This is a genomic window from Rhizobium sp. YAF28 (assembly GCF_052113285.1).
Lineage (GTDB): Bacteria > Pseudomonadota > Alphaproteobacteria > Rhizobiales > Rhizobiaceae > Rhizobium.
Genome location: NZ_JBFRCX010000019.1, coordinates 54,666 through 79,759 on the forward strand (window position 1 = coordinate 54,666; position 25,094 = coordinate 79,759).

Consider the following 25,094-nt stretch of genomic DNA (forward strand, 5'->3'; position numbering starts at 1 on the left):
TGCGCGTAGTCAAGGACAGCGCGCCGGATCTTCGCAGGGGTAAGCAGGGAGCGCAACTTGGAGGGTTGCGCTCGCTCTTTTCCTGCCGTCTCACCAGTCCAGGCGAAGGAGAGAAACGCCCTGACGCGGCAGGGAGAAGCGGAGATCGATCTTGCCGTCCGTGACGGAAACCGATGCCTTGTCGTCGATCTCAGCCAGCTTGCCGGAGGCTTCCAGCGTGGCGTAATCGGCGCCCTCTATATGCTGCGGCTTGCCCATTTCCTTCCAGGTGCGGAAGGAGTTGGAATGCTGCTCGTCCATGCGGAAGTGCTTGAGTGCGGCCGGCCGGCTGCCCCAGCCATCGATGGAAAGGCTGACCTCTGCCGCGGGGCCTGCCTCGTCATCGTCATGATAGTGCCAGACGAGAACGGACACGCCCCTATCGTCGCGGGTCGCCACGACATTGACGTCGGGCTTGTCGCGAACGCCGTGGCTCATGATGTCTTCGATATCGCGGCGATAGTCGCTGTCTGATTCCAGCCACTGGCCGCCGAGTTTGCCGAGCATGCGGAAGCCGTTCAGCACGGCCTTGTCGACGCCGTTGGTCGCCAGATCCCGAAAGCCGTCGAAATAGGGCTGGTCGTCGAAGAGGAAGGCCCAGGTGACGGCCCCTTCGATCTCGATATTGGCGCGGCGCGACAGTTCATAGGTGCGGATCATGCTTTCGACGACATAGACGCCGTAGAGCGGGCCGTTGCGATAGCCGTTCTGCGGATGGACGCGCGCCGAGCAGGCAGCGCAGCCTTCCGGGTCGGATTCGCCGATGACGACGGGCAGGTGCCGAAGCTCGGGGAATTCGTTGATGATGGCAAGATTGGTCTCGATGTCGCGTAGCTGCTTGTGCAGGCCCATGCGTACATGCCCGTCGAAGATGACCGGATTTCCCTTGGCATGGAAGGCGATGAAGTCGAGCGGTGGTTTGTTCTCGACGACATGGCGCAGGAAGGCGCGCAGAAAGGTCTGCGCTTTTTCATTGGCGAATGCGCCGCAGGTGTGCGGGCCTCCGACACGGGCCTTCGGCAACGCCCGCTTCACGGCACGCGCGCTCGCATCATACATGGCGCAGAATTCCGGGATCGTGCCGGTCCAGTAGTGGCCGTCGGGCTCGTTCCACACTTCCCAGGGCCAGGACGAGACCACGTCTTCGCCGTAGCGATCGGCGAGGTGCCGCGCCCAGGCTTCGATCAGGTCTCCCCATTTCTTCAGGTCCTTCGGCGGCGCTGTCCAGCCAGTGGTGATAGTCGCATACCGGTCTGCCGGCTCCCAATGATGCTTGTAGGGGCCATCGAAATCGGAAAGCGCTTCCGGTGTGAAGCCGATCTGGATCAGCGGGATGTTGCCAGCTTCGACATAGGCATCGAAGATCTGGTCGATGATCGTCCAGTCGTAGACGGGATTGCCGTTTGCATCCTCGGTATAGGCATTGGTCGAGCCCCATTTCAGGGCCGGCTTGCCGTCGCCGCTCGTCAAGAGATTGTGTGCGCGAATGCGCGGAGCGACGGGGCTGAGTTCGGTCAGCTCTTTCAGGAGCTTCTTGCCGTGCGGGGAGTAAGTGTAGTTCGGCTCGTCATAACCGAACCAGTTCCACAGTGGTCTGTATGGCCCGGTCGGCCGGCCGGCGTGAACGTTGATGGTCACGTCATAGGAACTCGTCATCGTCTTTTCCTCTTGAACGGTCATGCCTCAGCCTCCTCCCGAAGGCCAACCGACCAATATGGTTATGAAGTGCGGCCGTCTTGGGAGGGCGCCGCGCTCGCTGCCAAAAGCTATGCGAAATGACCATTTTGTCAATAATATAAAAAATCACACTTGAATGGCGATTGGAAAATGCCCGAATTTCCGACAGTTTTTGGCATTCTAAAAATTACCTGTTGCCGTTTGGCGAAAAATTGTCGATAAATGCAGAGGCGAAGCTCAGCGTCTGGAGGAGTCATGCGGGCCATCAGGTCACTATGCAGACGCTTTTGCCGGAACGCGATCGATAACGGATTACGGGAAGCGCCCGCGCCTGCGGGTCAAGGAGGAGGAGCGTCCGATGAAGTTCCCTAGATTTGCAGTCATTGCCTTATTGTCTCTCGCCGCTCTGCCTGCTTACGCGCAGGATTTCATTGCCGGCATCCCGCGCAATGAAACGTTGATCATCCAGGGCACGCCGCAGCAGAATGCGGATTGGTTCAACGTCTGGGCGCCCGGCGGTGGCGGCGCAGCCAATGTCAACGGCCTGCAGCAGCTGACGACCGACACGTTCTGGTTCATCAATCCGGAGGGCGGTCCGGATGCCTGGCAGAATGCGCTGGCAACCGAGCCGCCTGCCTACAATGCCGATTTCACCCAAATGACGGTGAAGCTGCGCAAGGGCATCTATTGGAGTGACGGCGTCGAATTCACCAGTGATGACGTGGCCTATACGGTCCGGACGCAGATCGACCATCCCGGCATGTCCTGGAGCGCGCCCTTCACTGTCAATGTCGCCAGCGTGGAGAACCCCGATCCGCAGACGGTCGTCTTCCATCTGAAGAAACCCAATTCGCGTTTCCACACGCTGTTTACCGTGCGCTGGAACGCTGCCTGGATCATGCCGAAGCATGTCTTCGAAAAGGCCGGCGATCCCCTGGCATTCAAAAACAATCCGCCGGTATCGCTCGGTGCCTATGTATTGCAGAGCTACGACAAGGGCGGCAACTGGACCATCTGGAAACTGCGTGACGACTGGCAGCGCACTTCGATTGGCATGGCCGCCAAGGAGCCGCCGCAGGTCAAATATGTCGTTTATCGCGCCGCCGGCAATCCGGAGGCCCGCGTCATCGAACAGCGCAATCACAATCTCGATGTCATCAACGACATGGCGCCCGAGGGCATGTTTGCCATGATGCGTGACAGCAAGAGTGTCGCCTCCTGGCTGAAGGGCTTCCCCTTCGCCCATCCCGATCCGACCCTGCCGTCGGTACTGCTCAACACCAAGAAGCCGCCTTTCGACAACAAGGATGTCCGCTGGGCGCTGGCATTGATGATCGATATCCGCGCCGTGGCACTCGGTTCCTATCGTGGTGCTGCCAATCTTGCAGCCCTTGCCACGCCGCCGACCGGCTCAGCACCGGACGATTATTACGCGCCGATGCAGGACTGGCTCACCAATTTCGAGCTCGATACCGGCAGCCGCAAGATCAAGCCCTATGACCCCAATATCTCGGCCCAGATCGCCACGATGGTCCGCGGTCAGTGGGGCGACCAGATCCCGACCGATCCGAAACAGCTGCAGCGCACCTTCGGCTTCGGCTGGTGGAAGCAGGACGTCCAGGCCGCAACCGAGCTCCTGCAGAAGGCCGGTTTCAAGAAGAGCGGCAATCAATGGCTGAAACCTGACGGCACGCCGTTTGTGATCCGCCTGCAGGTGGAAGGCGATGCCATTCCGACGCTGGCACGTGCCGGCACGGTCATCGCCCAGCAATGGAGCCAGAACGGCATTGCCACCAAGGTCGACGTTGCCGGACCGACCAACGGTCAGCGTCTCAGCACCGGCGATTTCGAAGCGGCGATCTACTGGAGCATCGAAACCTGGGGCGGTCATCCGGACCTGTCCTTCTTCCTGGACAGCTACCATTCGGAGTTCATCAAGCCACTCGGCCAGATTCAGCCGCCGCGCAACCTGCAGCGCTGGCAGGATCCGCGCCTCGATCAGCTGATCGCGAAAAACCGGTCCATCGCTTTCGATTCGCCTGATGTCACCAAGGTCGGCCAGGACTTCCTGAAGCTCGCCGTCGAAGAGATGCCGATGATCCCGCTGATGGCTTACAACAAGTTTGCGCCGTTCGACACGACCTACTGGACCAACTATCCGAGTGCTGAAAACCCCTATTCCGCATCGGGTCCGAACTGGTCGAACATCCGCTACATGGTGGTCGGCCTGAAGGCCAATCCGGCCGCTCCCAAGAACTGACCGCGTCGATATGGGGAGTGGCCGGGCAGCCGGCCGCCCCTTCTGCTATTGGAGGGTGGATGCCATGAATGGCTTTCTGATCTATGCGGGCAAACGTTTCCTGCAGTTCCTTTTTGTCGTCGTCACCGGCATCACGCTTGCGTTCCTGATCGCGCATTTCTCGCCGGTCGATCCAGTGGAGCAAACGGTGTCGCTGCTGACGAGCTTCGGCTCGACCGACCCGCAGGCAGTCGAAATTCTGCGACAGTCGCTGCGGGAGCTCTATGGAACCGGCGGCCCGCTTCTCGATCAGTATTTCACCTTCTGGGGGCGCGTGCTGACCGGCGATTTCGGTCCCTCGCTGTCGTCCTTCCCGACACCCGTCATGACGGTCATCGGCCGCGCTTTGCCCTGGACCGTCGGCCTGCTGACGCTTGCAACCATCATTGCCTGGATCATCGGCAATCTGCTCGGCGCGCTTGCCGGCTATTTCCGCAACAGCCGGCTTCTCAAGCTCGCCGGCATCGTCATCATGGCGCTGCAGCCGATCCCGACCTACATTATCGGCCTCAGCCTCGTCATCCTCTTCGGTTTCATCTGGCCGATCCTGCCGATCAGTGACGGCGCGCAGGTCAACCTCGCGCCTGCTTTCAATTGGGCCTTCATCAGCTCGGTCATCGAACACGGCATCCTGCCGGCGCTGACGCTGGTGCTCGTCGGCATCGGCGGCTGGTTCATCTCCATGCGCTCGCTCGTCTCCAACATCGTCACCGACGACCACGTGGTCTATGCCGAGCTCGGGGGCGTACGTTCACGCAGCATCTTTTCGCACTATGTGGCCCGCAATGCCATGCTGCCGCAGGTCACGGGGCTCGCGCTCAGCCTCGGCAATGTCTTCGGTGGCGCCGTCATCGTCGAATTCGTCTTCAACTACCCCGGCATCGGCAAGTTGTTGATTTCAGGGATCTATTCCGGTGACTACAGCCTGGTGCTCGGCGTGACGACGATTGCCATCATTGCCGTCGCCTCCGCCGTCTTCGTGATCGACATCATCTATCCGCTGATCGATCCGCGCGTGAAACTGGGATAATTGCGATGTTCAAGATCCTCAGAGACCTGCTCCGTTATAACAAGGAATTCCTGTTCGGGACGATCCTGATCCTGATCATTCTCGGCCTGATCGTGGCCTCCTTCTTCTCACCCTATGACGAGAATGCCATCTATGTCGTCGCCCCCGATATGCCGCCGTCTGCAGAATTCTGGTTCGGCACGACATCGCGCGGCCAGGAGGTGTTCTGGCAGATTGCAGCATCGCTTCGCAACACGCTGCTCTTCGGCATCATCGTTGCCGTCATCAGCCGCCTCATTGCGCTGGTCGTCGGCCTGGTCTCCGGCTATATCGGCGGACGCACCGACCAGATCATCATGGGCATCAACGATACACTCGGCGCATTGCCCAACATTCCGATCCTGCTTCTCCTGGTCTTCGTGCTGCGCGACCAGATGACATGGTCGATGCTGGCGATCGTCGCGGCCCTGCTCGGCTGGACACATGACAGCCGGCTGATCCGCTCAGTGGCGCTCTCGCTCCGCCACCGCGAGTTCACCCGACATGCGGTCTTCGCGGGCATGCGCACGTCGCAGATCCTCATCCGCGAGCATCTACCTTACGTGATGCCGATCGTCTTCTTCACGACGATGAACAATCTCATCTGGGCGATCGGCCTGGAAGTGACGCTGTCCGTGCTCGGCTTCTCCGACATCAACCGGCCGACGATCGGCGGCATGATCTATTGGGCCAATGCCCATTCCGCCATGGTCGCCGGCATCTGGTGGTGGGTGGCCTTCCCGATGCTCTTCGTGGTGATCCTCTTCCTCGGTCTCTTCATGCTCGCCATGTCGGTCAACGAATATATCGATCCCCGCTCGCGGCTGGCCCGGATGGGAGCCTGAGACGATGCAGAACCTATTGAGGAAAGCGCCCTTGACCCTCGTCGAAAACTCCCGGGACGCGCTGACGATCGACGGGCTGAAATGCTACTACGTCAACGACTATTTCGGCGTCCGGCGCGAGATTCGCGCCGTCGATGACATCAGCCTGACGGTACGCAAGAACGAGATCTACGGCATCGCCGGAGAATCCTCGAGCGGCAAGACCTCGTTGATCAAGACGCTTGCCGGGGCCATCCGTCCGCCGATGCGGGTCGTCGGCGGCACCGTCAATTTCAACTTCGATGGAAAGCTGATCGACGTCTACGGCGAACCGCAGAAAATGCGGTCTGCGCGCTGGCGCCACCTGTCCTATATCATGCAAGGCTCGATGAACGTGCTGAACCCGGTCCGGCGCGTGAAGCACGCTTTCAACGATTTCGCCTTCCGGCACATGAATCTTGATCCGGCTACCTTTCGTGAGCGGATCGAGGCGCATCTCGCCCGCCTGCATCTCGATCCGCATGTGCTCGAAGCCTTTCCGCATCAACTCTCAGGCGGCATGCGCCAACGACTGACCATTGCGCTCGCGACCGTCTGCGAACCGGAATTCATCATCGCCGATGAGCCGACGACAGCGCTCGACGTTCTGGTGCAGCAGGATGTTCTGGCATTGATCAAGGAGGTGCAGACGCGCATGCAAGCCTCGGTCATCTTCGTAACCCACGATATGTCCGTCCATGCCGCAATCACCGATCGCCTCGCGATCATGTATGCCGGGCGGCTGGCCGAAGAGGGGCCGACGCAGGCGATTTTCGACAATCCGCAACATCCCTATACGGTTCACCTGATCGGCAGTCTGCCGCGGATCGGCGATACGAAAACCAGAAAAAGCCTACCAGGCAAACCGCCGGCGCTCTCGAACCCGCCTTCGGGATGCCGGTTCCACCCGCGCTGTCCGATTGCAATCGACAGATGCTCGAAGGAGGTGCCCGTCATGCAGCCAAGCGCGACCGGCGGGCGTGTCGCCTGTTTCAGGGCTGGGGAGTACAAAATCCAATGAGCGGCGAACACCTTCTCCAACTTGAAAACGTCACCAAGCTCTTTCCGATCGGCGGCTTCTTCTCGCGTGCGAAGATGACGGCAGTCAACGAGGTGAGCTTCGCGCTCGAGGCTGACAGGCCCGAGATCTTCACGATTGTCGGCGAATCCGGCTCCGGCAAATCCACGCTAGCCAAGATGATCCTTGGCAATGAGAAGGCTGATCGCGGCACCATCCGCTTCGACGGTGCGGATATCGGCGATATTCGCAGCCGAAACGCCCGTGAAGCCTTCATGACCAGGGTCCAGCCGGTTTTCCAGAATCCGTTCGAAGCCTTCAATCCGCTGACACGCATCGACGAATATCTGTATGCCACCGCTCATCGCTTCAAGGGTGCGAAGAGCCGCGCCGACAGGGAGGCGCTGGCCGATACGGCGCTGCAGCGGGTCGGCCTCTCCATTGCGGAGGTTCGTGGACGGTATTCGCACGAATTGTCAGGGGGCCAGCTCCAGCGTATTGCGGTGGCACGCGCGCTCATTCCCGAGCCGAAGCTCATCGTCGCCGACGAGCCGGTCTCGATGGTGGATGCATCGCTGCGAATGTCGATCGTCAACCTCTTCCGCGAATTGCGCGATACGCTGAAGGTGTCGATCATCTACATCACCCATGATCTGGCGACCGCCTACTACATCGCCGACCGGGTCATTATCATGCGCAAGGGCGTGGTGGTCGAAAGCGGCGATGCACGCACCGTGCTCGACAATCCGCAGCACGAATATTCGATCGCCTTGAAGAATGCCGTGCTGCCACCTGATCCTCGTGAGGCGTCGACGATCATTCGCCAGCGCCAGCAGGACGCCGGCGCACTTGCGCATCGGGAGATCGTCAGCGCCTGATAAGGTCACGCCCCGAGGTGGCGCGGCCATGTTCTCGGTGTCAGGATGCGCGGAAACGCAGATTGCCGGCCGAGAGCTCGCTGACCGAGGCGCAACCCATCAGCTTCATGCCGCGCTCGATTTCGGTTCGCATCTGCAGGAGCGCCCGTTCGACGCCTGCCTGACCAGCTGCCGCAAGCGGGAACAGGTAGTAGCGCCCGACGCCGACGGCCTTGGCGCCAAGCGACAGTGCCTTCAGCACATGGGTGCCGCGCTGGATGCCGCCATCGACCATCACATCGATCCGGTCTCCGACGGCCTCGACGATTTCCGCGAGCTGGTCGAAGCCGCTGCGCGAACCGTCGAGCTGACGCCCACCGTGATTGGAAAGTACGATGCCAGTGCAGCCGATATCGATCGCGCGCTTGGCATCCTCGACCGTCATGATGCCCTTCAGGCAGAAATGTCCGCCCCAGATTTTCACCATCTCGGCGACGTCGTCCCAGTTCATGGCGGGATCGAGCATTTCGGTGAAATAGCGGCTGATCGACATCGTGCCGCTGCCCATGTCGACATGGCTGTCGAGCTGCGGCAGGCGGAATTTCTCATGCGTGAAATAATTGATGGCCCATGCCGGTTTGACGGCAAACTGGGCCATGCCTGACAGATTGAGCTTGAAGGGGATGGCAAAGCCGGTGCGCTTGTCGCGCTCACGGTTGCCACCGGTGATGCTGTCGACGGTCAGCATCATCACCTGCACGCCGGCCTGCTTGGCTCTCGCCATCATTTCTCTGTTGAGGCCGCGATCCCTGTGGAAATAGAACTGATAGACCTGCGGTCCGCTACTGATCTTACGCGCCTCTTCCAGGCTGATCGTGCCGAGCGACGACACGCCGAACATCGTGCCGAATTTGCCGGCGGCATGGGCGACCGCCCGTTCCCCCTCGTGATGAAAGAGCCGCTGCAGGGCCGTCGGCGAGCAATAGACCGGCATGGCAAGTTTCTGGCCCATGACGGTAACCGACATGTCGACCTCGCTGACGCCGCGCAGCACGCTCGGCAGAAGATCGCAGCTCTCGAAAGCAGATGTATTGCGCCTGTAGGTAACCTCATCGTCCGCCGCGCCATCGATATAGTTGAAGATCGGCCCGGGAAGGCGTTGCTTGGCAAGACGGCGGAAGTCGTGGAAATTATGGCAGTCTGAAAGGCGCATACTCGTATCCAATCGAGGGCTGGCATGTGATGCCTCCAGCCGATGAGCGGCCGCGAGACCTCCTCGTCGTCGCGATCCATGACCTATGGGATACGATTATTATCGCACCAATCTCAAGCTCTCTTGAGTGCGCTTCCGTCGCCTTGTGAGAGAAAGGCGCATTTTATTGCCCGGCGGTCATGCGAGATGACATGCGTTGCGGAGACGCTGATCAGCGGGTGGGCTTCATCGCCAGCCAGATGACATGACGTGCACCGCCGCGCTTGCCGTTGGCGCGCGTATTGATCGCATCGACCGCAAAGCCGCTATCCTTCAGCCGGCGGGTGAAGGATGGATCAGGCCCTGAGGACCAGACGGCGAGCACGCCGCCGGGGCGGAGCGCCTCGCGGGAGGATTTCAATCCGGCAAAATCATACAGCCGGTCGTTGGATTTGCGGGTCAGCCCGTCAGGGCCGTTGTCGACGTCGAGCAGGATAGCGTCATAGCCGGCCTTTCCGGCACTGATCGCTTCACCGACATCGCCCTGATGGATCGAGACACGCGGATCGTCGAGGCAACCCTTGAAGACCTCCGCCATTGGACCTCGCGCCCAGGCGACGACCGCCGGCATCAATTCAGCGACGACGACACCGGCATCCTCGGGCACAACTGCCAGTGCTGCCCGTAGCGTAAAGCCCATGCCGAGGCCACCGATCAGGATTTTCGGCTTCGGATGCGATTTGATCCGCTCGAATGACAGCGTGGCGAGCGCTTCTTCCGAGCCGCTGAGGCGGCTGTTCATCAGCTCGTTTGTGCCGAGCATGATGGAAAATTCCGATCCGCGCTGCTTCAGCCGCAATTGCCCGCCTTCGCCGGGAATGGTCGCGGAATCGAGCTGGATCCAGGGAAGCATGGCGGTTTCGTCTCGCTGAAAGGGACCGTCCCCTAGCATAGGGCTACGGTTGAAGCCAGCAAGCCCTGCTCAGACCATGCGCACGAAATGGTCCGGCTCGTGTTCCACCACCTGGTCCTGCGGCGCGGCGGAACGGCGGCGGATATCCTCGACCTCCTGCGGCTGCAGGCGCGTGCGGGGATCGTCGAAGCGCACGTCCGGATCCGGCACGGCCGAGAGTAACAGCCGGGTGTAAGGATGCAGCGGATTGTCGATCACCTTGGCCGTATTGCCCCATTCGACGATCTGGCCGGAATACAGGACGGCGATATCCTCCGCCACATAACGGGCGGTGGCGATATCGTGGGTGATGTAGAGCAGGCCGAGATTCATCTCCTTCTTCATCTCGTTCAGGAGATTGAGAACGCCGAGGCGCACGGAGACATCGAGCATCGAAGTCGGCTCGTCGGCGACGATCACGTCCGGCTGGGCCGCAAGGGCGCGGGCGATATTGACGCGCTGGCGTTGGCCGCCCGAAAGTTCGTGCGGATATTTCGGCGCGACAATATCGGGATCGAGCTTCACGCGCTCAAGCAGTTCACGCACCGTCGCGTTGATCTGACTGCCGCGGATATCCGGCCGGTGCAGTTTCAGTGGCCGCTGCAAATGATGGGCGATCGTATGGGCCGGGTTCAGCGAGGCGAAGGGATCCTGGAAGATCATTTGCACCGAACGGCGGTAACGGGCGATCTCGTCTGACTTGGCACCTTCGACCGGGCGGCCCTTATAGAGAATCTGCCCGGTCGTTGGCAGATATTCGCGCATCGCCATGCGGGCGCAGGTGGTCTTGCCGCTGCCGGATTCGCCGACCAGCGCCAGCGCGCGGCCGGCATGCAGCGAAAAGGAGATGGCGCGTGCGGCATGAACGGCGGAATAGCCTTGGCCGAAGGTCTTGGTGACCCTGTCGAGGGCGAGGATGGCATCGCTCATAGCAGCACGCCTCCGTGAAGCGAGGGGAAGGAGGCCCAGAGTTTGCGGGTGTATTCGTGCTGCGGCACCTTGTAGATCGCCTCGGCACTGTTCTGCTCGACGAGCTTGCCCTGGAGCATGATGCCGATGCGGTCGCAGAACTGCACCATCAGTCCGAGATCGTGGGTGATGAAGAGCACGGAGAAGCCGAATTGTTTCCTGAGTTCGTTGATGCGCTGCAGGATTTCGCGCTGCACCACCACATCGAGCGCCGTCGTCGGTTCGTCCATGACGACAAGCTGTGGATCGAGCGCCATGCAGATGGCGATAACGATGCGCTGGCGCATGCCGCCGGAGAACTGGTGCGGATAGTTGCGCATGCGATCCGGCGCGATATCGACGAGCCTCAGCATCTCGGCCGTGCGCTCACGCGCCTGCGCCTTCGTCATGCCCTTGTGGGTGCGCAACACGTCATAGAACTGGTCTTCGATGCGCAGAACCGGGTTCAGCGAGTTCATGGCGCTCTGGAAGACCATGGCGACTTCGCGCCAGCGGAAGGCAGAAAGCGCCTTCGGATCCAGGTCCAGCACGTCACGGCCGGCAAGCAGGATCTGGCTGTCCTTGCGGATCAGCGCCGGCGGCTTGTGCAGGCGGCTGATGGCAAAGGCGATCGTGCTCTTGCCGCAGCCGGATTCGCCGGCCAGACCGAAGACCTCGCCCGGTGCCACGTCGAAGCTGACATTGTCGACGGCGCGAAAGTCCTTCTCCTCGCCGATATAGTCGATCGTGAGGTTCTTCACGGAAAGCAAGGGTTGCGTCACAGGCGGCCCTCCCCGGAGCGGACGAGCAAGGACCAGCGCTTCAGATGATTGCCGGTGCGCAGGCGCGGATTGGCGATCTCATCGACGGCGAAATTCAGCAGCGACATGCCGATGCCGAGGAAGGCGAGCGCAAAGCAGGGCGTGAGAATATCCCACCAGGCCCCGACCGAAAGCGCAGAGGCCTTCTGCGCATTATAGAGCATGGTGCCCCAGGAAACGACGCGCGGATCGCCAAGGCCGAGGAATTCCAGCGTCGCTTCGGTAATGATCGCGAAGATGACGCTGCCGATGAAATTGATGCCGACGATGGAAATCACGTTGGGGAAGATCTCGAATGTCATGATGCGCCATTGCGGCTCGCCCATCATCTCCGCCGATTTGACATAGTCCTTCTGCTTGACGGAGAGCGTTTCGGCGCGGGTGACACGCGCACCCCAGGCCCAGGATGTGCCGCCCAGGATCAGCGCAATGACGATCGGGCTCGCCTGGCCGATGAAGGCTGCGAGAACGAGCAACAACGGCAGGTTCGGTACGACGAGCACCATGTTTGTAAAGAAGCTGATGACCTCGTCCGTCTTGCCGCCGCGATAGCCGGAGATGATGCCGAGCGCGGTGCCGACGGCGGTGATCAACAGACCGGCGCCGAAGCCGACGGCAAGCGAGGTGCGCGCGCCATAGATCAGCCGGGCGAAGACATCCTGGCCGATGCGCGTCGTGCCGAGAATATGTTCGGCTGATGGAGGCTGATGCGGACGGCCCGTACGGGCGGCGGGATCATAATGCGTCAGCAAGGGGGCTGCGATCGCGACGATGATGATGAAGGCAATGATGGCGAGGCCGATCAGCGCCTTGCGATTGCGGAGCAGGCTCTTCATCTCACGCTCCCTTCAGTCGCGGATCGAGCAGCACATAGCTGACATCGACGATGAAATTGGCGATCAGCATGGTCGCGGTCATGATGAGAAGCTGGCCCTGGATGACGGGATAATCGCGGGCAAGGATCGCCTGATAGAGGATGTTGCCGAGGCCGGGATAGTTGTAGACGACCTCCGTCACCAGCGAGCCGCCGAGAATGGTGCCGATGGCGATAGCAAGGCTGGAAACGGTCGGCAGCAACGCATTGCGAGCGGCATACCAAAGCATGACATGCCGGTCGGAAAGACCCTTGGCGCGGGCCATGACGATATAGTCCTCGCCGAGCAGGTTGATCATGTTGTTCCGCATGGTGACGGTAAAGCCGCCGACCAGCACGGTGCAGAGCGTGATCATCGGCAGGATGCCGTGATAGGCCACACTGCCGATATATTGAAAGCTGAAGGCAGGATCGAGCGAGGGATCGGCCGCATAGCCGTTCGGGAACCAGCCGAGCGTGAAACCGAAGAAAAACAGCACGATCAGCGAGGTGACGACGGCCGGTACCGATGTCGCGAAGATCGCGCCGATCGAGACGATGACGTCGAATTTGGTGCCGCGCCGCCAGGCCGCGACGATGCCGAGAAACGTTCCGAGCGCGAAGCTGATGATCGTCGCCGTGCCCATCAGGCCGACGGTCCACACCAGCGCGTGGCCGAGCACGGACGTGACCGGCAGTGGGAAATATTTGATCGAGCGGCCGAGATCACCGGTAAAGATGCTGCCGAGATAGGTCAGGTACTGCTGCCAGAGCGGCCCGTCGACGAAGCCGAAGGTCAGTTTCAGCGCCTGCAGGCTTTCCGGCGGCAGTTCGGCACCCGCACTCGAAAACATGATGCGCACGGGATCGCCCGGCATCAGCCGGGGCAGGAAGAAATTGATCGTGGCTGCCGCGATGAAGGCCGCCAGGTAAAAGGCGAGGCGGCGAAGCAGAAAGGCCATGGGGACTCCGTCAAAACAGGAGCGGCGCTTGCCGCGCCGCTCCCGCCGTTTGTAATAATGGCTACTTGACTGGCTCGAGCGCCAGCAGGTTCAGAAGACGTGCCGGGTTGGTACGCGAGATGGACGGATTGACGAAGGGGTTTTCCTTGGTCGACCAGCCGGTAAAGCGCTTGGTGTTGTACTGATACCAGTTCGGATTGTTGAAGACCGGGATGACAGGCATGTTTTCGGCAACGATGCGCTGTGCCTTGTTCATCGCTTCCTTCTGCTTGTCGAGGTCGGCCGTGTGGGTGAACTGGGTCACCAGATCTTCCACTTCAGGGTTGAACCAGCGCTGCGCGGTGAAGCGCGTCTTGCCCTTGTCCGAGGCGCTGAAGGCGCGCTTGTAGGGGTAGTAGGGCGATGCCGAGGCCGGCAGGCTGTTGATCGCCGCATCGAACTTGCCGTCGATGAGGTCGGAGGTCCAGACGGCTTCTTCCGGCGTCTCGATCTTGGCGTCGATGCCGACGGCCTGCATGCCTTCGATGGCGATGTTGACAGTGTCGATCCAGTCCGTCCAGGCATTCGGAACAATGATCGAGAAGGAGATCTTCGAGCCGTCAGGATTGTCGCGCAGACCGTCGCCGTCCTTGTCGACATAGCCTGCTGCATCAAGCAGCGCCTTGGCGGCATCGGCGTCATAGGCGCCGAACTTGCCGAAGTCGGCCTTGACGGACGGGTCCGCCCAGCTCTTGTAGAGCTCGCCCATCAGGCCCGGGTCTTCGTTCAGCGTCGGATAGCCGTAGCCGGCGACATCGATCATCGTCTTGCGGTCAAGCGCCATAGAGACCGCCTGGCGGAACTTCACGTCGTTGAAGGCCTTCTTGTTGGCCTCGTTGGAAGTCTCGAGATTGAACAGGAAGGCAACCATGCTGCTCGGCGAATACCAGTAGTGATAATGAGCCGGATCCTTGGAGACATAGACATTATCGATATCGGGAATGAAGGAAACGCCCCAGTCGAGCGTACCGTCGGCGGTCGCCGTCAGGATCTGGTTGTTGTCGGCAAGCTGCGGGAAGCGCATGCAATCGACCTTCAGGTGCTCGGCATCCCAGTAGTTCGGGTTGCGGCACTGGTCATAGGTCTGGCCGGTGAAGCGCGGCACTTCCGTCAGCGGGCCACTGCCGACAGGGGTTTCGTTGGCATAGGTGACCGGATCGGCAACGTCCTTCCAGACATGTTCCGGCACGATCGGCAGCTGCGACAGCTGTTCGGCTGCGAGCGAGCTCGGATTGGCGAGCGTGAAGCGTACCGTCTGGGCGTCTACAGCCTGCACGTCGGTGATAAAGCTCCAGATGCTGACGAAGTCGAGCGCCGGGAATTTCTTCAGATAGTCATAGGTGAACTTGACGTCGGCAGAGGTCAGCGGCTTACCATCCGACCACTTGAGGTTCGGGCGCAGCTTGAAGTCGATGCTCTTCAGGTCGTCGGAGAGCTTGAAGCTTTCGGCCAGGCGATAGACCGGCTTGTTGCTGTCGAAGCGGTTGAAGATGACCAGCGGCTCATAGATGAAGTCGAGTGTCGATTGGCGCGACGAGGTCTGGTTGAACGGGTTGAAGTTGCGCACCCAGGTCGTGGCCGGCTCGATGTTGGCCGTCAGGATGGTCTGGGCCATGGCCGAGCCTGACATCATGGTCAGGGCCGCGGCCGCCAGGATATATTTCTTCATGTCAAATTCCCCTTTTCTTATGCGGTGAAAAATCGTCGCGCCGGTCAGGAGACCAGCGCGCTTGCAAACATGGCTTCGACTTCCGCCTGGGCAGCGCGATAGTCGATCTTGAGAGTGCCGAGGCGGGCCTTGGCGGCGGCAATACGGTTCTGTGCGGCGTCGGTCAGCGGGCGTGCGGCCTTGGCGGCGGCTTCGCTTTCCTTGACGTCGCCGTGGCTGTGAAGGGCGATGTCGAAACCGGCCTCGAGCACCTGGGCGACGCGTTCCGGCAGGATGCCCTGCAGCGACTCCATGAAGATGCAATCGGAGATCAGCACGCCGTCATAGCCCATGTCGTTGCGGATCACGTCATGCATGATTGGCGAGATGGAGGCCGGACGCTCTGCATCATAGGCGGCGTAGACGACATGGGCGACCATCGCCCAGGGCGTGTCCTTCAGCGCCACGAAGGGCTTGAAGTCGGTGGCAGTGAGCGTCTCGCGCGAGGCGTCGACGACAGGGCGTTCCTTGTGGGAATCGAGCGTGGCGCGACCGTGGCCCGGAATATGCTTCATGACCGGCATGTTGCCGGTTTCGAGAAGCCCATCGACCACCTCGCGGCCCAGTGCGGCGATGAAATCCGGATCCGGGCCGAAGGAGCGGGCGCCGATCACAGCGCTTGTCGTCTCGAACACGAGGTCGAGTACGGGCGAGCAGCCGCTCGAAAGGCCGAGTTCGCTCATCATTGCGCCCATGGCCTGGGTGGAAAGGCGCAGCGCCTTCTTGCCGAGGTCGAGATCGCGGCGGGCAAGTTCGGCGAACTGGCCGAAGCTGCGGAAGAGCGGCCAGGGGCCGGCATCCATATGCTGCACACGACCGCCTTCCTGGTCGGTGAAGACGGGAGCATCCGCGCGGCCGACGGCCTCGCGGAAACGATCGATCAGGATCTTTGCCTGTTCCGGATTGCGCAGGTTGCGGCGACCGACGAAGAGGCCGAGCGGATTGGTCTCGCGGAAGAGGGCGAATTCGTCGTCCGAAAGTGTGGGATTGGGAAGGCCGACGAAGAGAGCGAGCGGGGTCGAGGACACTATTTCAAAACTCCGGTATCAGATGGTCATTTCGGCTGGCTTCGCAGCATGCCTTCGTAGATGCCCTTGTCCGGGGCGGGAATTTCGACCGCGCCGGCGGTCTTGACGTAGAAATCGACGGGGCCGGCATCGCCGATGAAGGCATAGGCGTGGCCGAGCGTCTTCAGGTTTTGCAGGCAGGCGGAAAAGAGGGCGAGGCCGATGCCTTTGCCACGCGCCGCGGGATCGACGCCGGTCGGGCCGAAAAAGCCACGCGCTGTCGTGTCATAGCAGGCAAAGCCAGCGAGCTTGCCGTTTTCGACGGCGATCAGACAGGCAACGGGCTGGCGGGAGAAGGCGACGGTGACTTCACTTGCCCAGTTTTCGCTGAAGTGCTCGCGCACCCAGCCGGCCACGACGTGAAGTTCCGGCGGCAGAGCCGGCCGGATTGTGATGCCGACGGAGCCGGCTTTTTCTTTCAGTTCCGCGAGCTTCGTGGAATATAAGCTCACAAGCAGGTCTGACACCCGAATTCCTCCAGTTATTCCGCTATTACGGAATGTATCCCCTTTTAATGACATAGATTTGGATATATGGGCGGCCATGTCAACAGGCTTTTTTGCGAGGCAGGCTTGGTTCAACTGAGGGTAGGTAAAACAAAACGGCCCGGTTTGACCGGGCCGTTGGGCAATCCTTAAATTGTGATCCGGCTCAGATCCCGGCGTCTTTCCACAGGGCATGGAAATGATGGACAGGTCCATGGCCGGAACCGACCGCCAATTCGCCTGCCGCAGCGACCGCTTGCGCAAGATAGGTTTTCGCGGTCGCGACGGCCACTTGTGGCAACGCGCCCTTTGCGAGCTCGGCGGCAAGCGCGCTGGAAAGGGTGCAGCCTGTGCCATGTGTGTTTTTGGTCGGTACGCGTTTCGCCTCGAACCAGTGCAGGCCAGAGGCGGTCGACAGCACGTCGGGGCTTTGCTCGCTATCCAGATGGCCGCCCTTGACCAGCACCGCGGTGGGGCCGAACATACGTAGGCGCTCAGCCTGTGACGCCATCTGCTCGCGGCTTTCAGCAACCTCTTCGTGCAGCAGCGCGGCCGCCTCCGGCAGATTGGGGGTCAACAGCGTGGCGAGCGGCAGCAGGTGCCGCGTCAGCGCATCGACGGCCTGCGGGTCGAGGAGCGCTGCTCCACCCTTGGCGATCATGACCGGATCGACGACGATAGGGATGCCGCGATGAGGTGCCAGCGCCTCGGCAACAGCTTCGGCAATGCCGGCATTGGCGATCATGCCGATCTTGACCGCGTCGACGCGCACATCGGCAAAGACCGCCTTGATCTGCTGGGCGACGAAGTGCGGCGGCACGAGATGCACGCCGGTCACCCCTTGGGTATTCTGCGCCGTCAATGCTGTCAGCGCCGCCATGCCATAGACGCCGCGCGCCGAGAAAGCTTTGAGATCGGCCTGAATGCCGGCGCCGCCAGAGGGATCGGAGCCGGCGATGGACAAGACGTTGCGGATCATCGGCGAACCTTTTGGATTTCCTCGGCGATGCGGATCGTCGCTGCTCGCGGATCCGGCGTACCGCAGATTGCTGAGACGACAGCAAGCCCATCGGCACCTGCCGCGAAGACGGAAGCGACATGCTCGCTCTTTAGTCCGCCAATCGCAACCGTTGGAACGGGCGCGGCTTTCACCAGCTTCGCCAGCCCATCGAAACCGATCGGCTGCTTATGATCGGTCTTGGTTGGAGTGGCAAAGACCGGTCCGATGCCGGCATAGTCGACAATAGCGGGGTCGATGGCTGCTGCCAGCGCTTCGGTCTCGACCGACAGGCCGAGGATCATGTCCGGGCCGATCATCGCACGGGCGGCGGCGGGTCCCGCATCGTCCTGGCCGATATGCAGACCGTCAGCGCCGATCGCAACGGCTGCCTCGACGTCATCGTTGATAACAAGCAAAGCGCCGGTACCCTTTAGGATATCTTTGAGCGCCAGACCGGTCTCAATCATCCTTGCCGTTCCGCCATGCTTGTCGCGCAGCTGCACCATCGTTGCACCACCGGCGACGGCAAGCCGCGCCGTCTCGACCATGCCGATTCTGGCGCAGAGATCGGGGTCGAGAACGAGGTAGAGGGAAAGATCGAAGCGTTTCATGCGGCGCTGATCCTGACCTTTGCATCGAGTGTCGCGCCGTCGAGCGCGGCGAGCTGATCGAGGAAGCGCCAGGAGAAAGAGCCGGGACCATCCGCATTTTTCGCGGCCTCCTCGCCGGCAACAGCGAAAGTAGCAAGTGCAGCAACAGCGGCTGCGAAAGGGTCTGCGGGAATGGTGGCGGCGAAGGCGCCTGTCAGGCAGGTCAGCGAGCAGCCGAGCGCGGTCACCTGCGGCATCAGCGGCGTGCCGCCTTCGACGCGCAAGGCCTGCGCGCCGTCAGTCACGAAATCCACGACGCCGGTGACGGCGACGACCGCGCCATGCCGTTCGGCAAGCAACCGCGCGGATGCCTCGGCCTGTTCAACCGGGTCGCGGCTGTCGACGCCCTGACCACGGCTCTCGCCGCCGGCAAGTGCGATGATTTCGGAAGCATTGCCGCGGATGATCGTCGGGCGAAGCGCCAGGAGATCAGCAGCAGCCTTGCGCCGGAAGGATGTTGCGTAATGAGCGACCGGATCGAGGACCCAGGGCTTGCCGCCCGCATTGGCGGCCGTTGCCGCGGCATGCATGCCGTCGATCCATTGGGTGGAGAGCGTGCCGATATTGACGGTCAAAGCCCCCGCGATCGCGGCGAATTCTCCCGCTTCCTCGGCGGCATGAACCATGGCGGGCGATGCCCCGGCCGCAAGCACCACATTGGCGGCGATGTTCATGGCCACGTAGTTGGTGATGCACTGTACGAGCGGCGGTTTCGCGCGCATCGCCGTCAACAGTGCTCCGGGTGTCTTGTTCTCCATAGTACCCCTTTCAGGCGGGGCAGGCGCGGGAACGATCGTGCGATGAAGCAGGCTTCGACCCGAGCGACTCCCTCCGCCGGCATTATCCGGTTCAGGTTCGAAGGGTGCTTCTCAGCCAGTTCTTGCGAACGGGCGCCCCTGTCTCTCAACAGCACTCTTTCTTGCAGAGAACGGCGCCGATGTCACTGGCAAAATGACGGTCTTGCGAACGAGGATCCGCACCTGACGCCGCCGCGCCAACTGGAGACAGCTGTCATCAGTCAAGCTGGTGTCTGCTTGCAGCCGGTGCGGGAGCTTGCCAATCCCTCCGGCGGTCCCCTTGGAGACGCCGCCGTATGAAGTCTGGCAAGCTCCGGTACATCAACGCAGCGGAGCCGGAAGCAGGTTGCTGGTGAAATCCTGATACGAAACGGGCCGCAGGAACCTGTAGATGGCGAGCGTCCCGACAGACGTCGATCTGCCGTCGGCCGTTGCCGGATAGGGCCCGCCATGCACCATGGCAGGCGATACTTCGACGCCGGTTCCGAAGCCGTTCACGAGCAGTCTTCCGGCCAGCATTTCCAGCTTGGGAACAAGGCGCTTTGCGTCCGGCTCGTCTTCGCTCGCAATGTGCAGGGCAACGGTCAGCTGGCCTTCGAGGCCATCGAGGACGCGCTCGAGTTCTGCAAGATCGCGGCAGCGAACGATGAGGCCGGCTGCACCGAAGACCTCGTCCTGAAGCTCGTGATGCGCAAGGAATGCCGCAGCTGTCGTCTCGAAGAGAGCGGCCGTGCCTTCGAATTCACTGCCCGGCTTGCCATTGGCAACGAGACGGACTTCGGGATGCTTTTCCAGCCGGGCGACGCCATCGCAGAATGCCTTGGCGATGGAGCCCGTGAGCATCGTCTGGGCGCCGACATCGGGCAGAAGCTCCCGGCTCTTGGCAATGAAAGTGTCCAGACCTTCGCTGTCGACGGCGAGAATGAGGCCGGGATTGGTGCAGAATTGTCCGGCACCCAGGACCAGCGAGCTCACGAAAGCCGTTGCGATTTCTGCCGCGCGGGTCTTCAGGGCATTCGGGAAGAAGATGACCGGGTTGATGCTGCTCATTTCGGCATAGACCGGGATCGGCTGCTTGCGCTCGGACGAGATCTTCATCAGCGCAGTACCGCCGCGGCGGGAACCCGTGAAGCCGACGGCACGAATTCTGGCATCGGCGACAAGCTTCTGCCCGACTTCGAAGCCGGTATCGAAGAGAAGCGCGAATGTGCCGGCATGCAGGCCCGCCTTGGCGACGGCGCGCTGTACGGCGCGGCCAACAAGCTCGGACGTGCCCGGATGGGCGGAATGGGCCTTGACGACAACAGGGCATCCTGCCGCGAGCGCAGACGCCGTGTCTCCGCCGGCGACCGAGAAGGCGAGCGGAAAGTTCGATGCGCCGAAAACGGCGACGGGGCCGAGCGGAACATTGCGAAGACGCAGATCAGGCTTCGGAACCGGCTTGCGGGAGGGATCCGCGCCGTCGAAACGAAGCTCCTGGAACCGGCCTTCGCGAACCTCCTTCGCAAACAGCCGAAGCTGTCCCATCGTGCGAGCGCGCTCGCCCTCGAGACGTCCGCGCGGAAGTCCGGTTTCCGCCATCGCCCGCACGATCAGCTCGTCGCCGATAGCCTCGATCTCACTGGCAATCGTTTCAAGAAAGGCAGCGCGCGTTTCCAGATCGGTTTCCCGGTAGGAGGCGAACGCTTCCCATGCAAGCCTGGTTGCCTCTTCGACGTCTTCGGCGGAGGCGCCACCGAAAGAGACGGGCAGTGCCGTCCCTGTGGCTGCCTCGACGCCGTAGAGCTCGCCACGCGTGCCGCGCTTTTCCGATCCCGCGACGAGCAGGCTTCCATTGATAGTCATGACGGATTTCCTTTCAAACAGACTCGAGCGACGTATATAGGCGTTCGCCTTCTCATTTTCACGACATCTTTGCCCGATATCGCATCGAAGATGGACATCTCCTGCAGAGATTTGGTCGCCTCGCCGAACGGGTAGACGACGGCGCACGCAAAAGCAATTTCCTGTCGAAATGCCGCCCCTTTTTTACGCTCATTCTCGGGCGGGATTAAATATCGAGGGGGCCACATGAAATACGCATCCGCTGTCTGTGCGGCGTTTACCGCAGTACTGCTCTCCACGACTGCATTGGCGCAAAGCGGAACGATCAAGTCGATCCGGCTGTCCTCCGGTGGTGTGGCCGAATATGTGCGCAGTCTTAATGTCGGGGACGACGGCAACGCCGTCGTCGAGGTGCCGACAGACCAGATGGATGATTTCCTGAAGACCCTCGTCGTATCGGGACCGGCCCCCGTGAAGGGGCTTTCGACCACCGGCCCGAGCATGGTCGACGAAACATTCAAGGTGCTGCCGATCAAGCCGCAAGATCTGGATTCGGCTGCGGGTGTGCTGAGGGCTCTGAGAGGCGCGCCTGTCTCTGCGAACGGGGTGAAGGGACGCATCGTCGGGGTAGAACCTCCGACGGAGAAGCAGCGCGCTCGGCTGATCGTGATGCTTGACAGCGGCGCGTTTGACGTTGCCGAGATCGGTGGCGCCATGGCTTACAAACTCGACGACGCCAAAGATGCCGAGATGATTGCCCGGGCAGCGGAACTGCTGTCGAGCGACAGAGTGCAGGGGACGCGAACGGTCACCATTGCGCTCGATGGCAAGGCGTCCGCGGCAGTAGACATCTCCTATGTCGTCGCAGCCCCGCTCTGGAAGCCCTCCTACAGGATCATTGTCGACGCCGAGGGCAAAGCGCGATTGCAAGCATGGGCCGTGCTGGAGAACGCGTCCGGCGAGGACTGGCACGGGGTTTCGATATCCCTGACATCAGGCAAGCCAGTGACCCTTCGCCAGAGACTGTACGCAAGAACATGGTCATCACGTCCGGAGGTTTCGGCCGCATTTCTGGACGGAGCAGGCGCCAAACGGAGTATGGTTGAGGGTGTGTTGCTGAATAGGCCGGCCGCCGAGGCTCCTGCACCCGTTACGGCCGCTCCGGCCGCCACTGTCACGGCCACTGCCGACGAGGGCGACGTGGTCGCAAACTTCGATCTTCCTGGCGCATACGACCTGAAGAACGGCGAGACGATTTCCGTGCCGATCCTCGATCGCGAGATCGAGGCGAAATTCGTTGCTCTCTATCGTGAAGGAGCCCAACATCCGGATGCCGCGCTGGTGCTGACGAACGACACGGGTAGCTCGTTGCCGCCGGCGATCGCGGCGGTCTATGACGAAAAAGGGCGCTATGTCGGCGATGCACGCATAGGCAACATGAAGCCCGGCGGAGTGGAAACGGCGACATTTGCAGCTGATCAGAAGATCGAGCAGGAAATGGCAACCACCACGTCTAGCTCCTTCCGAACGGTTGTCGTTAAGGACGGTTATCTCGACGCGACTCTGGAGCGCCGCTTGAGAAAGACCTTCACTGCCTGGGGCGGGGATGTCGACAGGACGTTCATCGCGGAAGACCTAGGCATGGCAGAGTGGGAGCTCGTTCCATCAGAGAATGTGGAAGAAACGCCGCAAGGTGCACGGGCGACTGTCATCGTGCCCGCCGGCAAGAAGGTTTCGACGACCATCGACTGGCGCATGACCGAGAGTGAGACGCAGGCGATTGCCGATATCGATGACACGGTGATCCTGCAATGGCTCGACGAAGGGCCGTCCCCGGAAATTGCCGAGAAGCTTCGGCGCCTTGTGACGGCGAGGACGGCTCAGAAGGAAGCGGAAAGGGACCTGTCGACGGTTATGCAGGCGATCGAGGACGCAACATCGGAGTCTTCGCGTATATCCGCAATGCTTGCCTCTGTCGGTGATACGCCGCTCAAGCAGCAGTTCCTTCACGACCTGACGGAACAGGAGCGGTCCATCAAAGAGCTACGGGCGCAACGCGACGAGGTGCGCACTCGGCTTGAAAAGCTTCGAAAGGAGCTTGGAGAAGCAATCGCGCGTCTGTAGGCGGTCTTGCCATGAATTGGCGTTGCTCGAAGAGAGCTGAAATATTTTCGCGGCCAGCTTTTCCACCTGACCGCGCAAGGGTGATTTCTTGTGTCGATAACCTCTTGGGCATGCTTACGGAGCGTTGGCTTTTATGCACGCATCAGAGCAGATCATAGCTTGAAGATTAGAGGTCGATTTTTCCGTTCTCTTCGCCGTCCCAGTATTGAGCCGAAAGCGCTGCAACCTTGATGAGGATAAGCCCAGGCGTGTGCACGCCCTCGGGAAACCATCGTTCCAGCCCCTTGGCCCAATGGTTCTCGAATTGTGAAATGTCCTCGATGAGAGAGGCGTCACCATCGATTGCGATGAAGATCCCCGGCTTGCCGAGCAGGTGCGGGGGCGCCGTAAAGGTCAGCAGCACTGCGCTGTCTTTCCTAATCTCCAATATTTTGCGGGTGTCCGCATAGGAGAAAAACCAGGAATCACCGTCATATTCGACGTCGCCATTGTTGCTCATCGGGCGAGTGTTCATCCGTTTTGAGGCTCCGCGTGTCGAAAACATGCAGAAATCCAGCTTCTTCAAGTGCCTGGATAGCTCTTCTTTTGACATTGATGTCATCTGGCGTCCTCCAATCAGACGGAAACAACGGGCGATGATCGAAGTTCCATATACCCGCGACCTGCATGACGATCAGTTGCCTATCAGTCCACAATATCAATTGCGATGTCGCACCTTTAGGCGTGATCGCGCGTTCATCGTTATGCCGAACGGAGGCAGAGAGGCGACGCGCATGAATTTTCAAGTCAGCCTGAGATCAACAGCGATCCTGTCGCTCGCTACATTTGCCGGCATCCTGCTTGCGATGCGCCGTTTCGACATCAGTCCGGAGGCGGCCGTGCAGGCTGATGTGTCAACAGGCGGCGACAGCCATGGGCGGCAGGCCTCGGTCCCGGAATCCATTCCAAGGAAAGGGTTAAAAGACGTATTCTGGCGTGTCGTACACGAGGTGTTAGAGGACAGGGTGATGCTGATCGCCGCCGGGGTGACATTCTACCTTCTGCTTGCGATGTTCCCGGCACTTGCGGCATTGGTTTCCCTTTACGGCCTTTTCGCAAATCCTCTCACCATGTCGGAACATCTGGACGAACTGGCAGCGGTGCTGCCGCCAGGCGCCTTCGAGCTCGTTTCGGAACAGATCCGTTCTCTCGTGGAGCGACGCGACAGTGCGCTCGGCATAGCTTTTTTCATCGGATTGGCTATCGCTTTGTGGAGCACACATAGCGGGACGCTTGCGCTCTTCGATGCCATGAACGTGGCCTATGGAGAGGGGGAGAAACGCAGCCTGGTCCGCCTGAACCTGATCGCGCTCTGTTTCACGGTCTGCGCCATCATCACCGCGATCATTCTCATCGGACTCGTTGCTGTGATGCCCGTGGTGCTGTCTTTCCTCTGGCTTGATCGCTTCCAGGAGCAGATGGCGCTCGTTCTCAGATGGCCGCTATTCCTGGCCGTGGTGGTTGCCGCCGTCATGGCCATCTATCGTTTCGGTCCCAGCCGTGAGCCGGCTCGTCTGAGGTGGATGACATGGGGTGCTCTGGTGACGACATTTGTCTGGTTTCTCATGTCGCTGGGCTTGTCTGTCTACCTCGACCGGTTCGCGAACTACAACGCGACTTACGGAACGCTCGGCGCGTTGATCGGCTTCCTTGTCTGGATTTGGCTTTCGGTTGCGATCCTGATCGTCGGGGCAGAACTGAATGCCGAACTTGAACACCAGACCGCAAAAGATACGACGACGGGAAAACCGAGGGTGATGGGCATGCGCGGCGCCTATGTTGCCGACACGCTGGGTGAAATAGCGGACTGACCCAGGGCTTTATTGAGCCGT

The 25,094-nt window shown here is 60.9% G+C and carries 22 protein-coding genes and 1 riboswitch; of the genes, 7 read left to right on the forward strand and 15 right to left on the reverse strand.

Annotation, left to right across the window (positions count from 1 at the left end):
- Positions 1-90: 90 nt before the first annotated feature.
- On the reverse strand, positions 91-1,719 hold the full coding sequence (locus AB4Z13_RS30465; protein WP_442207606.1) for a GH39 family glycosyl hydrolase: 1,629 nt from the start codon (positions 1,717-1,719) through the stop codon (positions 91-93).
- Positions 1,720-2,074: 355 nt separating this feature from the next.
- Between AB4Z13_RS30465 and AB4Z13_RS30470 the strand changes: the two genes are divergently transcribed.
- From AB4Z13_RS30470 to AB4Z13_RS30490, 5 genes are all read left to right on the forward strand, one after another.
- Positions 2,075-3,976 carry an ABC transporter substrate-binding protein gene (locus tag AB4Z13_RS30470; RefSeq protein WP_113323986.1) on the forward strand — a complete coding sequence of 634 codons (1,902 nt, stop codon included), beginning with the start codon at positions 2,075-2,077 and terminating at the stop codon, positions 3,974-3,976.
- A 64-nt stretch (positions 3,977-4,040) separates the two neighbouring features.
- Positions 4,041-5,045 carry an ABC transporter permease gene (locus AB4Z13_RS30475; RefSeq protein WP_113323985.1) on the forward strand — a complete coding sequence of 335 codons (1,005 nt, stop codon included), beginning with the start codon at positions 4,041-4,043 and terminating at the stop codon, positions 5,043-5,045.
- Between the two features lie 5 nt (positions 5,046-5,050).
- Entirely contained in the window at positions 5,051-5,908 is an 858-nt protein-coding gene (locus AB4Z13_RS30480) for an ABC transporter permease (RefSeq protein ID WP_113323984.1), read from the forward strand.
- Between the two features lie 4 nt (positions 5,909-5,912).
- Complete coding sequence (locus AB4Z13_RS30485) at positions 5,913-6,947, forward strand: ABC transporter ATP-binding protein (protein WP_310382272.1); 1,035 nt, start codon at positions 5,913-5,915, stop codon at positions 6,945-6,947.
- Entirely contained in the window at positions 6,944-7,822 is an 879-nt protein-coding gene (locus AB4Z13_RS30490; protein ID WP_113323982.1) for an ABC transporter ATP-binding protein, read from the forward strand. The genes AB4Z13_RS30485 and AB4Z13_RS30490 overlap by 4 nt, the downstream gene beginning before the upstream one ends.
- Positions 7,823-7,862: 40 nt before the next feature.
- On the opposite strand, the gene AB4Z13_RS30495 is transcribed toward AB4Z13_RS30490, so the two are convergent.
- The 13 genes from AB4Z13_RS30495 to AB4Z13_RS30555 all read right to left on the reverse strand — a co-directional run bounded on the left by AB4Z13_RS30495 (position 7,863) and on the right by AB4Z13_RS30555 (position 21,120).
- Positions 7,863-9,014, reverse strand: coding sequence for an alpha-hydroxy acid oxidase (locus tag AB4Z13_RS30495; RefSeq protein ID WP_113323981.1), 1,152 nt, complete (start codon positions 9,012-9,014; stop codon positions 7,863-7,865).
- 211 nt (positions 9,015-9,225) lie between these two features.
- The gene (locus AB4Z13_RS30500; RefSeq protein WP_113323980.1) at positions 9,226-9,906 is read right to left on the reverse strand and encodes a hypothetical protein; all 681 of its coding nucleotides are present in this window, start codon (positions 9,904-9,906) and stop codon (positions 9,226-9,228) included.
- A 69-nt stretch (positions 9,907-9,975) separates the two neighbouring features.
- Complete coding sequence (locus tag AB4Z13_RS30505; protein WP_113323979.1) at positions 9,976-10,875, reverse strand: ABC transporter ATP-binding protein; 900 nt, start codon at positions 10,873-10,875, stop codon at positions 9,976-9,978.
- Positions 10,872-11,675, reverse strand: coding sequence for an ABC transporter ATP-binding protein (locus tag AB4Z13_RS30510; protein ID WP_113323978.1), 804 nt, complete (start codon positions 11,673-11,675; stop codon positions 10,872-10,874). The genes AB4Z13_RS30505 and AB4Z13_RS30510 overlap by 4 nt, the downstream gene beginning before the upstream one ends.
- Positions 11,672-12,550: an ABC transporter permease gene (locus AB4Z13_RS30515; protein ID WP_113323977.1), complete on the reverse strand. Its 879-nt coding sequence runs from the start codon at positions 12,548-12,550 to the stop codon at positions 11,672-11,674. Before AB4Z13_RS30515 ends, AB4Z13_RS30510 begins: the two co-directional genes overlap by 4 nt.
- Position 12,551: 1 nt before the next feature.
- Entirely contained in the window at positions 12,552-13,529 is a 978-nt protein-coding gene (locus AB4Z13_RS30520) for an ABC transporter permease (protein ID WP_113323976.1), read from the reverse strand.
- A 61-nt stretch (positions 13,530-13,590) separates the two neighbouring features.
- Entirely contained in the window at positions 13,591-15,237 is a 1,647-nt protein-coding gene (locus AB4Z13_RS30525) for an ABC transporter substrate-binding protein (RefSeq protein ID WP_442207607.1), read from the reverse strand.
- A gap of 44 nt (positions 15,238-15,281) precedes the next feature.
- Entirely contained in the window at positions 15,282-16,304 is a 1,023-nt protein-coding gene (locus AB4Z13_RS30530; RefSeq protein WP_442207608.1) for a glycoside hydrolase family 3 N-terminal domain-containing protein, read from the reverse strand.
- 26 nt (positions 16,305-16,330) lie between these two features.
- On the reverse strand, positions 16,331-16,810 hold the full coding sequence (locus tag AB4Z13_RS30535) for a GNAT family N-acetyltransferase (protein WP_113323973.1): 480 nt from the start codon (positions 16,808-16,810) through the stop codon (positions 16,331-16,333).
- 184 nt (positions 16,811-16,994) lie between these two features.
- Positions 16,995-17,807, reverse strand: a complete 813-nt coding sequence (gene thiD, locus AB4Z13_RS30540; protein WP_113323972.1) for a bifunctional hydroxymethylpyrimidine kinase/phosphomethylpyrimidine kinase — start codon at positions 17,805-17,807, stop codon at positions 16,995-16,997.
- Positions 17,804-18,439 (reverse strand): thiamine phosphate synthase, encoded by a 636-nt coding sequence (gene thiE, locus AB4Z13_RS30545; protein WP_442207609.1) that lies wholly within the window; start codon positions 18,437-18,439, stop codon positions 17,804-17,806. The genes thiD and thiE overlap by 4 nt, the downstream gene beginning before the upstream one ends.
- On the reverse strand, positions 18,436-19,236 hold the full coding sequence (gene thiM, locus AB4Z13_RS30550) for a hydroxyethylthiazole kinase (protein ID WP_442207610.1): 801 nt from the start codon (positions 19,234-19,236) through the stop codon (positions 18,436-18,438). Before thiM ends, thiE begins: the two co-directional genes overlap by 4 nt.
- Before the next feature lie 51 nt (positions 19,237-19,287).
- A riboswitch (TPP riboswitch) is annotated at positions 19,288-19,386 on the reverse strand.
- A gap of 210 nt (positions 19,387-19,596) precedes the next feature.
- The gene (locus AB4Z13_RS30555) at positions 19,597-21,120 is read right to left on the reverse strand and encodes an aldehyde dehydrogenase (NADP(+)) (RefSeq protein WP_442207611.1); all 1,524 of its coding nucleotides are present in this window, start codon (positions 21,118-21,120) and stop codon (positions 19,597-19,599) included.
- 225 nt (positions 21,121-21,345) lie between these two features.
- Here AB4Z13_RS30555 and AB4Z13_RS30560 point away from each other — a divergent pair, with 225 nt between their 5' ends.
- The gene (locus AB4Z13_RS30560) at positions 21,346-23,223 is read left to right on the forward strand and encodes a DUF4139 domain-containing protein (RefSeq protein WP_113323968.1); all 1,878 of its coding nucleotides are present in this window, start codon (positions 21,346-21,348) and stop codon (positions 23,221-23,223) included.
- A gap of 166 nt (positions 23,224-23,389) precedes the next feature.
- Here the strand turns inward: AB4Z13_RS30560 and AB4Z13_RS30565 are convergent, their stop codons facing one another.
- The gene (locus AB4Z13_RS30565; RefSeq protein WP_113323967.1) at positions 23,390-23,824 is read right to left on the reverse strand and encodes a pyridoxamine 5'-phosphate oxidase family protein; all 435 of its coding nucleotides are present in this window, start codon (positions 23,822-23,824) and stop codon (positions 23,390-23,392) included.
- Between AB4Z13_RS30565 and AB4Z13_RS30570 the strand changes: the two genes are divergently transcribed.
- Positions 23,766-25,073, forward strand: coding sequence for a YihY/virulence factor BrkB family protein (locus tag AB4Z13_RS30570; RefSeq protein WP_442207612.1), 1,308 nt, complete (start codon positions 23,766-23,768; stop codon positions 25,071-25,073). The genes AB4Z13_RS30565 and AB4Z13_RS30570 overlap by 59 nt on opposite strands.
- The last annotated feature ends 21 nt before the right edge of the window (positions 25,074-25,094 follow it).